The sequence below is a fragment of the Achromobacter colocynthidis genome (genome assembly GCF_057334535.1).
Genome location: NZ_JBHFIZ010000016.1, coordinates 1221 through 14392, shown reverse-complemented (window position 1 = coordinate 14392; position 13172 = coordinate 1221). Strand labels below are relative to the sequence as shown.

Below are 13172 nucleotides of genomic sequence, written 5' to 3'. Positions count from 1 at the left end.
AAGATGAATCTCGCGTGCTCCAATACCCCGCAAATGGGGATCTCACACACATAACAGAGGGAAGGCGATGTCTGACGACGCAGGGCACGAACGGTATTTGGTCGCGTTGGCGTTGGCGATGGTGGACCAGCCGCGCGCCACCTTGCAGGAACTGGCCAAGGCCGTGGGCGTCAGCAAGGCGACGCTATACCGCTTCTGTCAGACGCGGGACCAATTGGTCCTGCGGCTTACGACGCATTGCGCGCACATCATGAAGAAGGCGATGGCGGATTCGCATCTGGATACCGCGCCGCCGCGCGAGGCGCTACGCAACCTGATTCAGCAAAACATGGCGCACAAGGAATTGACGGCGTTCCTGATGTACCACTGGAAGCCCGACAACGAGCAGCAGCCCGACATCATGAGCAGTTGGTCGGGTTATCAGGAGTCGTTGGATGCGTTCTTTCTGCGCGGCCAGCGCGAAGGCGCCTTCCGCGTGGACATTCCGGCGGCGGCGCTGACGGAAATGTTCTTTGGCGTGCTGACCAGCATGGTGGACGCCGAACGACGCGGGCGCGTCGCACGGCTGGGCATTGCGTCCGTGGTCGAGCAGATGATGCTGCACGGCATCGCCAGCGAGCCGGTGCGCGCACCGGCCCAGGGCACGCCGGCCTGATCAGGCGCTGGCGACGGGGCGACCGAAGAACGGGTAGTTCGGGTCGTTATAGCCGTGGCTGGACGCATGGCCCGGGACGACCCAACCGTCCACGATGGCTTCGTCTTCGGGCGTGATGGTGACGTCCAGCGCCGCGTAGTAGTCGTCCATTTGCGCCAGCGTGCGCGGGCCGGCGATCACGCCGGTGATGATCGGGTTGGCCAAGACCCAGGCGGTCGCGAAATGGCCCGGCAGCACACCACGCGCGGCGCTGTGCTGCACCAGTTGCTGGGCAATCTGTAGCGACTCTTCGCGGAATTCCGTGGCCAGCATGCGGCGGTCGCCGCGCCCGGCACGGGTATCGGCGGCGGGCGCCTGGCCCGGTAGATACTTGCCCGTGAGCACGCCGCGCGCGATGGGGCTGTAGGGCACCACGCCCAGGCCGTAGTGCTTGCACGCCGGCAGGATTTCCACTTCAGGGCCACGGTTCAGCATGTTGTAGTACGGCTGGCACACCACCGGCTGCGGCACGCCCATTTTTTCGCAAAGACGCATCACTTCGGCAATGCGCCATCCCCGGAAGTTCGACAAGCCAAAACTGCGCAGCTTGCCCGCGCGGATCAGGTCGCCCAGCGCCCACAGCGCCTCTTCCAGATTTTCTTCGTGAAAGTCGCGGTGCAGGTACAGGATGTCCATGAAGTCCGTACCCATGCGCGCCAGGCTTTGCTCCACGCCGCGCATCAGCCACTGGCGCGAGTAATGCGACTGGTTCGGCCCCTTGCCGACCGGGTTGCCGATCTTGCTGGCCAACACCCAGTCATGGCGCTGCCCTTGCAGCAGCTTGCCCACCACTTCTTCCGAGCGGCCTTCGTTGTAGACATCGGCCGTATCGATGAAGTTGACGCCATGGTCGCGCGCCGCCGCAACGATGCGCGCGGCCTCGTCATCCGGCGTCTGCTCGCCAAACATCATGGTGCCCAGGCACAAGGGCGAAACGCGAAGATTGCTGGTTCCCAGTCGACGGTATTTCATGGGACATTTCCCTTTCAAATGTAGGATGGGTGAAGCGCGAATATGCACGCCAAAAGAAAATTAAGGCGGAACGCGCGCAACCCATCGGGCGGCCCAGGCCTCGCGACGATTGTTCCTATATAGAGGCCATCACAAGAAAACCGGATAGGAATCGTCGCAAGAAAACCGTTGCGCTGCTTGATGGGTTGCGCGCGTTCGACGCCTGCTTGCTATGTTGCGGTTTCGCGCGCTTCACCCATCCTACACCTCGTCGCCCGCATCCCCACGTAGGATGGGTGAAGCGCGAAGACACACGTAGGATGGGTGAAGCGCGAAGACACACGTCAGAAGAAAAATAAAGCGGAACGCGCGTAACCCATCAAGCAGCGTCGCCCTGGTCGCAATATCAAGCCGCCTAGCCCGCATCCACCGCCGCCAAGATTTTTCCAAACAGCGCATCAGCGTGCGCCGAATTCAGCCAACGCACGATAACCACCATCTTCCGCTCCGGCTCCACCCACGTGAACGAGCTGCCCGCGCCCACGCCGAAGAAGCTGGAAGCCGGCACGCTGGGAAACACGCGGCCTTCGTGGTTCAGCCAAATCAGATAACCGTAATACGGCGCAATCTCGCAGGGCGTGCGCATCGCCTGAATCCATTCACGCGACAAGATCTGTTTGCCATTGGCGGCCTGGCCGTCATTCAACAGCATCTGACCGATCAAGGCCTGGTCGCGCGCGCTGATGGACATGCCGCCGCCCCAGTGCGAACCGCCCGGCACCGACGGCATGCGTTGGCCGTCGATCTCGACCCAGGCGGTGTCGTAGCCCACCCATTGCCAATCTTCGCTGGCGCCGATGGGGCGCGTGACGGCTTCGCGGAAGACGTCCGGCAAGGGCTTACGGAACAGGTGCAACAGCGCATACGACAACTGGTTGATTCGGACGTCGTTGTATTCCCAATACGTGCCCGGGCGCTGCAACGGCCGCGCATCGCCCTTCTTGCCGTCGGGTGGCACGCCGAAGGTCACGGCGCGATAGCGGTCTGCCTGGTCCGACACGCCAAAGCGTTCGCCTTCCCATTCGCTCGTCTGCTGCAAAAGATGGCGCCAGGTGATGTCGGCGTTCTGGCCTTCGTCAAAGCCAATGCCCGGCACGCGCTTGCCCACGGGCTCGTCCACGTCGGGCAACAGGCCACGGTCATGCGCCACGCCGGCCAGAATGGCCAGGTACAGCTTGGCCACGCTGAACGTCAGGTCGGCGCGCTCGGGCTCGCCCCAGGACGCCACCGTCTTGCCGTCCACCACCACCACGCCCGACACCGGGCCACGGTCGTGAATGGGACCCAGCAGGCGGTTCCAGGGCGGCGGGTCGTTCAGGTGCACGCCAAAGTTGCCCTTGACGCTGCGGTCCCAGGTGGATTCGTGTTCATTGGCGAATTCAATCGCCTGCTGCATAAGCGTGTTCATGGTTTCCCTTCGTGTTGTCTTTTGTCTTGCTTGATCTTCAAGCCGCCGCCGCGCCCTCGGGCGTGCGCGCCAGAAATTCCATCGCGGCCTGCACGCCGCCGGAACGATGCGGCACGCCGGCGGCGGCCAGTCCCATTTCGACGCCGGCCAACGTGCCGCACAGCGTCAGGTCGTTGAAGTGGCCCAGGTGGCCGATGCGGAAAATGCGGTCGGACAATTTCCCCAGACCCTGCCCCAGCGACATATCGAAGCGCTCCAGAATCACCTTGCGCAGCGCGTCGGCGCTATGGCCCTCGGGCATCATCACCGCGGTCAGCGCGGGGCTGTGGGCGGCCGGGTCCAGGCTCAGCAGTTCCAGCCCCCAACCCGCCACGGCCAGCCGCGTGGCGCGCGCGTGGCGTTCGTGGCGCGCGAACACGCGCGGCAGGCCTTCGGCTTGCAGCATGGCCAGCGCCTCATGCAGGCCGTAAAGCAGATTGGTGGACGGCGTATACGGAAAATAGCCCTTGGCATTGGCCGTCAGCATTTCGCCCCAGTCCCAATACGAACGCGGCAGGCGCGCGGTGTCGGCGGCGGCCAGCGCACGCGCGCTGACGGCATTGAACGCCAGGCCCGGCGGCAGCATCAAGCCCTTTTGCGAGCCGGCCACGGTCACGTCCACGCCCCATTCGTCGTGGCGGTAATCAATGGAGCCCAAGGAAGAAATCGTGTCCACCATCAGCAGCGCGGGGTGCGCGGCGCGGTCGATCGCGGCCCCCCACGGCGGCGATGTTGCTGGTGACGCCGGTGGACGTTTCGTTATGCACGACACACACCGCCTTGATCCGGTGCTGCGTGTCTTCGGCCAGGCGCGCACCGATCACGGCGGCGTCAACGGGATGGCGCCAGTCGCCTTCCACGTAATCCACCTCCAGCCCCAAGCGCCCTGCCAGCTTCTTCCACAGGCTGGCGAAGTGGCCGGTTTCCACCATCAGCACGCGGTCGCCCGGCGACAGCGTATTGACCAACGCCGCTTCCCACGCGCCCGTGCCCGACGACGGAAAAATCACCACGGGCGATTGCGTCTGGAAGACGTGCTTTGCGCCTTCCAGCACGGCCCGCCCCAGCGCGCCGAATTCGGGTCCGCGATGGTCGATGGTGGGTTGATCGATGGCGCGCAAGACGCGGTCGGGCACATTCGTGGGCCCCGGAATCTGCAAGAAGTGCCGGCCGGACAGATGGGAATTCAGGGAAAGCATGCGTCGCCCCAGAGTGGAATTTTTTGTATACCAACGAAAGCTGCGCGGCGGTTCAAACGGCTTTTTAAACGGCATGGACCGGGCAGGCGGACTTGCGGCATGCGCCACTCTATCCCATTGTTTTTGCATCGATAACCTAGGGTATACACCCATCATGGAAGTCGCGGCGACAGGTTTATAGTGCAAAAAAACACGGGGAAATGTTGGTATACCAATGAGCAGCAATCCTAGCCTGATGCCGGATTTGGCCAGGTCGGCACGCGCCGATTCCGCCACGCCCGACACGTTGCCAGACGCCGCCGCGCCTGCCGCGCCACGCGCCGCCGGCAACGGCCGCACGCTGCCCGGCGCGGTTGCCGGCGCGCTGCGCGAACGCATCATCCAAGGTGAATTCCCCCCCGGTTCACGATTGAACGAACGCGCCCTGTGCGATCTCTTGGGCGTATCGCGCACTCCGATGCGCGAAGCCTTCCGCGTATTGGCGGCCGAAGGCCTGGTGCAGATCGAACCCAACCGCGGCGCGCAAGTCGTGGCGCTGTCGGAAGCCAACATCCGCGAGGCCTTTGAAGTCATCGGCGGCCTGGAAGCCATGTCGTGCCGGCTGGCGTGCGAACGCGCCACCGACCTTGAAATTGCCGAGATCCGCGCGCTGACCTACGAAATGATGGCCAGCCACGCGCGCCACGACCTGCCCACTTACTTCCACACCAACCGCGAGATCCACGAACGCATCAGCCTGGCTTCGCACAACAGCCTGCTCAAGCAGTTGTACGACGCGCAAAACGCGCGCATCCAGAACCTGCGCTTTGTGTCGAACGAGAACCGGCAGAAGTGGGACCTGGCCATGCGGGAACACATCGAGATGGCCGAGGCCCTGGACGCGCGCGACGCGGACCGGCTGGCGGGCATCATGCGGCAGCACTTGCAGCGCAAATGCGAGGCCGCGCTGAAAAGCCTGAACCCCGATGCGGCGCCCCCGCCCGCGCAATCGTCCGACTCTGGTTGAGCTTGCCCTCCCAGCGCTAGGACGATAACGATAAAAACGGGTGGCGCGGCCCGGAGCGAGACGTTGGATACGCAGTACTTGTAGTGCCTTCCACAGGAGCCTTCACCATGGCTGATAGTCGCTTCACACCGCAGCACCGTATCTCTGCCCCCGCCTTGCGCGCCCGCCGCATCACCCCCATGCGCGCCGTTGCCGCCGCCCTTTTGGCTTGCGCCACGCTGGCCGCCCCGCCCGTGCTGGCCGGCAAGAAGGACGACACCTTGCGCATGGCGTATGACCAGGCGCCGGAAAGCGTGGACCCGTACTTCAACAACGTGCGGATCGGCGTGATCATTGCCGCCAACGTCTGGGACACGTTGCTCTATCACGACCCCGTGTCCAACGAGTACCGCGGGCAACTGGCCAAGAGCTGGAAGCAGGTCGATGACAAGACGATGGAATTCGAACTGCGCCAGGGCGTGAAATTCCACAACGGCGAAGAGTTCGACGCGGACTCGGTCGTGTACACGCTGAACTACGTGGCCGACCCGAAGAACAAGGCCGTCACGCAGCAGAACGTGTCGTGGATCGACAAGGTCGAGAAAATCGACAAGTACAAGGTGCGCCTGACCACCAAGGAGCCTTTCCCCGCCGCCAAGGAATACCTGTCCACCACCGTGGCCATCCACCCGGCCAAGTACTACCAGGAGGTCGGCCCCAAGGGCATGAACGCCAAGCCGGTGGGCTCGGGCCCGTACAAGGTGGTGGACTACCAGCCGGGCAAGTCCATCACGCTGGAACGCAACACCGATTACTTCAAGGATTCGCCCAAGGCGCAGCCGAAGATCGGCAAGGTCGTCATCCGCTTCATTCCTGACCGCCAGACCCAGATGGCTGAAGTCATCTCGGGTGGCGAAGACCTGATCATGAGCGTGCCCAAGGACCAGGCTGAACAGCTGGGCCAGATGCCGAACCTGCAGATGGTCACCGGCAACACCATGCGCATCGTGTTCATGCAGATGAACATCCAGGAAGGCACGCCCGCGCCGCAACTGAAAGACGAGCGCGTGCGCAAGGCCATCATCCACGCGATCGACCGCGAATCCATGCTGAAGAACATCGTGGGCGAAGGCGGCGGGCTCATCAACACCATCTGCACGCCCTCGCAAGTGGGTTGCACACAAGATGGCGCGCCCACCTACAAGTACGACCCGGCGCTGTCCAAGAAGCTGCTGGCCGAAGCGGGCTACCCCGACGGTTTCGACATCGACATCGTGGCCTACCGCGAGCGCAACCAAACCGAAGCCATCATCAATTACCTGCGCGCCGTGGGCATCCGCGCCAAGCTGAACTTCTTGCAGTACGCCGCCATGCGCGACATGATCCGCGCCAACAAGGCGTCGCTGACGCACCAGACCTGGGGTTCCAACCTGGTCAACGACGTGTCGGCGTCCACGCCCGTGTACTTTGCCTTCGGCAACGACGACGTCACCCGCGACCCCAAGGTGCGCGAACTGCTCAACAAGGGTGACCACACCATCGAAGCCAAGCCCCGCAAAGCCGCCTACAAGGAAGCGCTGGATCTGATTGCAGAGAAGGCGTATGCGGTGCCGCTGTGGACGCTGCCCGCCTACTACGTTGCCACCAAGGACGTGAACTTCAAGCCCTACTCGGATGAACTCGTCCGCTTCTGGGACATGAGCTGGAAGTAAGGCGCAGGCTTGGCGCCGGGCGTGCGGCAAGCGCGCCCGGCGTGCTGAAACGTTAGAGGAAGTCCTATGCTGTATTTCACGATCAGGCGTCTGGGCCTGGCAGCGCTGGTGGCGCTGACCGTATCGGTCCTGGCGTTCCTGCTGCTGCACCTGTCGGGCGACCCCGCCCTGGCCCTGGCGGGCGAAGGCGCGCGCCAGGCCGACATCGACATGATCCGCAAAACCTACGGGCTGGACCGGCCGCTGGTGGTGCAGTACGCCGACTGGCTCTGGCATATTGCGCAAGGCGATTTCGGCACCTCGGTGTACTTCAAGACCGACGCCGGCCCGCTGATCCTGTCCAAGCTCAAGACCACCTTGATGCTGGGCATGGGAGCGCTGGGCTTCGCACTGCTGATTTCGATTCCGCTGGGCGTGCTGGCCGCCATCTATAAAGGCAGCGTGATCGACCGCGCCTGTCTGGCCATCGCCGTGCTGGGCCAGGCGCTGCCGAATTTCTTTTTCGCGCTGATCCTGATCATGCTGTTCTCGATCTCGCTGCGCATCCTGCCGGTATCGGGCAGCGGCACCTGGCAGCATTTCGTGATGCCCGCCATTGCGCTGGGCTACTACGTGGCGCCCGCCTTCATGCGGCTGATACGCGCCGGCATGATCGAAGTGCTGGGCGCCGACTACATCCGCACCGCGCGCGCCAAGGGCCTGCCGGCCCGCAAGATCATCTTCAAGCACGCGCTGCGCAACGCCATCGTGCCCGTGGTGGCGCTTGCCGCCGTGCAGTTGGGCTATCTGCTGGGCGGTTCGGTCGTCATTGAAACCATTTTCGCGCTGGACGGGCTGGGCTACCTGGCCTACCAAAGCATTACGTACAAGGACTTTCCGGTGATGCAGTTGATCGTGCTGCTGCTGTCCGTGCTGTATGTGCTGCTGACGCTTGCCGCCGATATCGCCAACGCGTGGCTTGATCCGCGCATCCGGGTGTCCTGACATGACTACGCCTATCCTCACCCCATCCGTTCCCGGCGCGCCCGCTCCCGCCGCGATGGAGCTGTCCGCGTCCACCTTGCGCTGGCGCCGGCTGCGCCGCAACAAGGCCCTGCTGGCGGGCGGCGGCATCCTGCTGATCATTGTGCTGATTGCACTACTGGCGCCGTGGATCTCGCCGCACGACCCCTACTTCCAGGACCTGGCCTACCGCACCGCGCCGCCCGTCTGGTACGAAAAAGGCACCTGGCTGCATCCGCTGGGCACCGCCCAGTTGGGCCGCGACTATATGTCGCGCCTGTTCTACGGCGCCCGCATCTCGCTGTTGATCGGCATCAGCGTGGCGCTGATTTCGGGAATCATCGGCACCGCCATGGGCATGGCCGCCGGGTACTTCGGCGGCAAGGTCGACATGGCCGTGTCGTTCCTGATCACGACACGCTTGTCGATGCCTGTGATTTTGGTGGCGCTGGCCACCGTGGCCATCGTGGGCGGCTCGCTGTGGGTCGTCATCCTGGTGCTGGGCCTGTTGAAGTGGGACCGCTACGCCGTCGTCATGCGCAGCGCCACGCAGCAGGTGCGGTCATTGGAATACGTGGCGGCGGCGCAGGCCGCGGGCGCGTCCACCTGGCGCATCGTGTGGGGCGAAGTGCTGCCCAACGTGGTGCCGCAGTTGATCGTGATTGCCACGCTGGAAGCCGCCAGCGCCATTCTGCTGGAGGCCTCGCTGTCGTTCCTGGGCCTGGGCGTGCAGCCCCCGCTGCCGTCCTGGGGGCTGATGATTTCGGAAGCCAAGGCCTATATGTTCTTCTCGTTCTGGCTGATCGCCATTCCGGGGTCGGCGTTGGCGCTGCTGATCTTTGCGATCAATCTGGCCGGCGACGGGCTGCATCAACTGCTGACGCCTGAAGAGAGGGCCTGACCATGAACGAAAAAGAAATTGTTCTGGACGTACAAGGGCTGACGGTGGACATCGCCACGCCACGCGGGCCGCTGCATGCGGTGCGCGACGTGTCGTTCCAGGTCAGGCGCGGCGAAACGCTGTGCCTGGTGGGTGAGTCGGGCTGCGGCAAGTCGATGACCTCGCTGGCCATCATGGGCTTGCTGCCCAAGGCCGCCAAGCGCACGACGCGCCGCCTGGCGGTGCTGGGCGAAGACCTGTCCGCCGCGCGCGGCCGCCGCATCAATGCGCTGCGCGGCAGCAAGATGGCGATGATCTTCCAGGAACCGATGACGGCGCTGAACCCGGCGTACGCCATCGGCGAACAACTGACCGAGCACTACATCCATCATCGTCATGCCAGCCAGCAGCAGGCGCGCGACCGCGCCGTGGAACTGCTGGAGAAAGTGGGCATTGCCTCGGCCGGACAGCGCCTGACGCAGTATCCGCATCAGTTGTCGGGCGGCCTGCGCCAGCGCGTGATGATCGCGATGGCGCTGATGTGCGGCCCGGAATTGCTGATTGCCGACGAGCCCAGCACCGCGCTGGACGTCACCATTCAGGCGCAGATCCTGCGCTTGCTGGCCGACCTGCAAGCCGAGCTGGGCATTGCGATGGTGCTGATCACCCACGACCTGGGCGTGGTGGCGCGCATTGCGCAGCAGGTTGCGGTGATGTATGCCGGGCAGATCGTCGAGGAAGGCCCGGTGAAAGACATCTTCGCCACGCCGCGTCATCCGTATACGCAGGGGCTGCTGGGCTGTATTCCCGTGCCCGGCCGCACCCCGCCCGGCGAATCGCTGGGCACCATACCCGGCGTGGTGCCGTCGCTGGTGGGCGACCTGCGCGGCTGCGCCTTCGCCGCCCGCTGCCAGTATGTACAGCCGCAATGCCGCGACACGGTCCCTGTGTACGGCCATCCGCCGCACCAGCAATGGCGCTGCATCCGCCAAGAAGAAGGAGTTCCGGCATGAGCGTGCTCTTGCAAGCCGAAGCCGTCAGCCGGCAGTTTTCCATCCGCTCGGGCATGTTTCGCCCGCGCAGCACCTTGCATGCGGTCAATGGCGTGGACCTGGCGGTGGAACGCGGCGCGGTGCTGGGTATCGTCGGCGAATCGGGCTGCGGCAAATCCACGCTGGCGCGCATGCTGCTGGGGCTGACGCCACCCAGCGCCGGGGTGATCAAGCTGGAAGGGCAAGACATCCGTCAGATGGACCGGCGCGCGCTGGCCCGCCGCGTGCAGCCGATTTTTCAGGATCCGTATTCGTCCTTGAACCCGCGCCGTTCCATCGCGTCGATCGTGTCGCTGCCGCTGGAGGTGCACGGCATCCCCAACCCCAAGCTGCACAAGGCCATTGAAATGCTGGAGCGCGTGGGCCTGCCGCCGCGCCTGGCGCACAACACGCCCGGGCAGTTGTCGGGCGGGCAACGGCAACGCGTGGCGATTGCGCGGGCGCTGGTCATGAACCCCGAGATCGTGATTTGCGACGAACCGACGTCCGCGCTGGATGTGTCGGTGCAGGCGCAGATCATGAACCTGCTGATGGACCTGCGCCGCGAATTCAACCTGACCTATGTCTTCATCAGCCATAACCTGGCGGTGGTGGAGCACATTGCCACGCACGTGGCGGTGATGTATCTGGGCCGCGTGGTGGAATCCGCCGACACCGCCAAGCTATTCCACGACCCGCGCCACCCGTACACGCAGGCCTTGCTGGCGTCGGTGCTGACGCCCGAACCCGGGCTGGGCATACCCGACATGGGCCTGGGGCTGTCGTTTCCCGACCCGCTGAACCCGCCGCCGGGCTGCCCCTTTCACCCGCGCTGCCAGTACGCCATGGCGCAATGCAAGACCGAACGGCCCGCGCTGACCTTGCGCGATGAGTCCGTGGTGGCTTGCCATCTGTACCCCGCCGTGTCTTCCCCCGTTTCCCCTACCCTGACCGGAGTCCAACCATCATGAGCCGCGAGCAAGCCATCGCCCAGGCGGAACACTGTTTTGATTCGGGCGCCTTCCGCGCGCTGCTGGCGCGCCGGCTGGCGCTGCCCACGGAAAGCCAGAACCCCGAACGCGCCGCCGTGCTGGCGGACTACCTGGAATCGGAAATCCGCCCCGCGTTCGAGGCGCTGGGGTTCACCTGCCAAACCTTGACGCATCCGAAGGCACTGGCGCCCTTCTTGTATGCCGAACGGATTGAAGACCCGGCGTTACCGACCGTGTTGGGCTATGGGCATGGTGACGTCATCCGGGGCTTGGAGAAGGAATGGAAGGAAGGTTTGTCGCCCTGGGCGCTGACCGAGGCCGAAGGCCGCTGGTACGGCCGCGGCATCGCCGACAACAAAGGGCAGCACACCATCAATATGGAAGCGCTGCGACTGGTGCTGGAAGCGCGCGGCAAGCTGGGCTTCAACGCCAAGTATTTGATAGAGATGGGCGAAGAGACCGGGTCGATGGGCTTGCGGGAATTGTGCGCGGAACATCGCGACACGCTGTCCGCCGACCTGCTGATCGCATCCGACGGCCCGCGCCTGGCGCCCCAGCGGCCCACCATCTTCCTGGGCGCGCGCGGCAGCCTGAACTTTGATCTGACGATCGAGGCGCGTGCGGGTGGGCATCATTCCGGCAACTGGGGCGGGCTGATTTCCAACCCCGGCATTCAGTTGGCCCACGCCATTTCCACGATTGTGTCGCCCACCGGCCAGATCCGCATCAAGGAATGGGTGCCGGCCGAACTGCCCGACGCCGTGCGCCGCGCGCTGGCCGATTGCCAGGTGGATGGCGGCACGGACGGCCCCGAGATTGAACCGGAATGGGGCGAACCCGGCCTGTCGCCGGCGGAGCGGGTCTTTGGTTGGTGCTCGTTTGAAGTGTTGGCGTATAAGACCGGCAACCCGGAAACGCCCGTCAACGCGATTCCGCCACGCGCCTGGGCGCGTTGCCAACTGCGCTTCGTGGTGGGCGTGGACCCAGACGACCTGATCCCAGCGCTACGCCGCCATCTGGACCGCGAAGGCTTCCCGATGGTGAAGATTGCGCTGACGCGCGAATCCATGTTCCGCGCCACACGCATTGATCCTGATGACGCCTGGGTGTGCTGGGCGGTGGATTCGCTGGAACGCACGTCGGGGCAGAAGACGGCGTTGCTGCCGAATTTGGGTGGATCATTGCCGAATGACATCTTCACGGACGTGCTGGGCCTGCGCACGATCTGGGTCCCGCATTCGTATCCTGGATGTTCGCAGCACGCGCCGAATGAGCATCTGCCGCCGGAGCTGCTGCGGCAAGCGCTGGGGTTGATGACGGGCTTGTATTGGGATTTGGGCGCGGGCAATACGCCGGCGGTGTCGCGGGGGTGAGTGTTGAATGATTGTTTGGGGATGTGAGGTTGCTTGATGGGTTACGCGCGTTGTGCGGCGATTCTTTTTCTGACGGACCTGCCGCGCTACACCCATCCTACGATTACGCACCGCGATTCGTAGGATGGGTGAAGTGCGGCACCCTCGACCCGCGCAAACAGAGGCCCGCCGCACGCAACCCATCAACCGCATCCACCCGACCGGCCACAGATCGCCTTCGTAGGATGGGTGAAGTGCGGCACCGTCGACCCGCGCAAACAGGTGCCCGCCGCACGTAACCCATCAACCGCATCCACGCGATGCGTCACAGATCGTCCTTCGTAGGATGGGTGAAGTGCGGCAACGTCGGCCCGCGAAAACAGGTGCCGGCCGCACGTAACCCATCAGCAGCATCCCCCCGCCGGGCCACAGATCGCCCTTCGTAGGATGGGTGAAGTGCGGCAATGTCGACCCGCGCAAACAGGTGCCCAACGCACGCAACCCATCAGCAGCATCCACCCGACGGCCCACAGACCGCCTTCGTAGGATGGGTGAAGTGCGGCACCCTCGACCCGCGCAAACAGAGGCCCGCCGCACGCAACCCATCAACCGCATCCACCCGACCGGCCACAGATCGCCTTCGTAGGATGGGTGAAGTGCGGCACCGTCGACCCGCGCAAACAGGTGCCCGCCGCACGTAACCCATCAACCGCATCCACGCGATGCGTCACAGATCGTCCTTCGTAGGATGGGTGAAGTGCGGCAACGTCGGCCCGCGAAAACAGGTGCCGGCCGCACGTAACCCATCAGCAGCATCCCCCCGCCGGGCCACAGATCGCCCTTCGTAGGATGGGTGAAGTGCGGCAA

At 64.4% G+C, this 13172-nt stretch carries 10 protein-coding genes and 1 pseudogene; 8 read left to right on the top strand and 3 right to left on the bottom strand.

What is annotated here, in order from left to right; all coding sequences use genetic code 11:
* The first annotated feature begins 67 nt into the window (after positions 1-67).
* Positions 68-655, top strand: a complete 588-nt coding sequence (locus tag ACE04A_RS05910; protein ID WP_279997538.1) for a TetR/AcrR family transcriptional regulator — start codon at positions 68-70, stop codon at positions 653-655.
* Here ACE04A_RS05910 and ACE04A_RS05905 read toward each other — a convergent pair whose 3' ends face one another.
* From ACE04A_RS05905 to ACE04A_RS05895, 3 genes and pseudogenes are all read right to left on the bottom strand, one after another.
* Positions 656-1666, bottom strand: a complete 1011-nt coding sequence (locus ACE04A_RS05905; RefSeq protein WP_485819939.1) for an aldo/keto reductase — start codon at positions 1664-1666, stop codon at positions 656-658.
* A 394-nt stretch (positions 1667-2060) separates the two neighbouring features.
* Positions 2061-3113 carry a serine hydrolase domain-containing protein gene (locus ACE04A_RS05900; protein WP_438860458.1) on the bottom strand — a complete coding sequence of 351 codons (1053 nt, stop codon included), beginning with the start codon at positions 3111-3113 and terminating at the stop codon, positions 2061-2063.
* Positions 3114-3150: 37 nt separating this feature from the next.
* Positions 3151-4351, bottom strand: a pseudogene (locus tag ACE04A_RS05895) (pyridoxal-phosphate-dependent aminotransferase family protein).
* 214 nt (positions 4352-4565) lie between these two features.
* Between ACE04A_RS05895 and ACE04A_RS05890 the strand changes: the two are divergent.
* The 7 genes from ACE04A_RS05890 to ACE04A_RS05860 all read left to right on the top strand — a co-directional run bounded on the left by ACE04A_RS05890 (position 4566) and on the right by ACE04A_RS05860 (position 12326).
* Positions 4566-5357: a GntR family transcriptional regulator gene (locus tag ACE04A_RS05890; protein ID WP_404976300.1), complete on the top strand. Its 792-nt coding sequence runs from the start codon at positions 4566-4568 to the stop codon at positions 5355-5357.
* Positions 5358-5464: 107 nt separating this feature from the next.
* Complete coding sequence (locus ACE04A_RS05885) at positions 5465-7048, top strand: ABC transporter substrate-binding protein (RefSeq protein WP_485819938.1); 1584 nt, start codon at positions 5465-5467, stop codon at positions 7046-7048.
* Between the two features lie 66 nt (positions 7049-7114).
* A complete protein-coding gene (locus tag ACE04A_RS05880) occupies positions 7115-8032 on the top strand; it encodes an ABC transporter permease (protein ID WP_259248172.1) in 918 nt (305 codons plus the stop codon).
* A gap of 1 nt (position 8033) precedes the next feature.
* Positions 8034-8951 (top strand): ABC transporter permease, encoded by a 918-nt coding sequence (locus tag ACE04A_RS05875; RefSeq protein ID WP_485819937.1) that lies wholly within the window; start codon positions 8034-8036, stop codon positions 8949-8951.
* A 2-nt stretch (positions 8952-8953) separates the two neighbouring features.
* A complete protein-coding gene (locus tag ACE04A_RS05870) occupies positions 8954-9943 on the top strand; it encodes an ABC transporter ATP-binding protein (protein WP_485819936.1) in 990 nt (329 codons plus the stop codon).
* A complete protein-coding gene (locus ACE04A_RS05865; protein WP_259248184.1) occupies positions 9940-10932 on the top strand; it encodes an ABC transporter ATP-binding protein in 993 nt (330 codons plus the stop codon). Before ACE04A_RS05870 ends, ACE04A_RS05865 begins: the two co-directional genes overlap by 4 nt.
* Entirely contained in the window at positions 10929-12326 is a 1398-nt protein-coding gene (locus ACE04A_RS05860; RefSeq protein ID WP_448715816.1) for a M20 family metallopeptidase, read from the top strand. Before ACE04A_RS05865 ends, ACE04A_RS05860 begins: the two co-directional genes overlap by 4 nt.
* Positions 12327-13172: the final 846 nt, after the last annotated feature.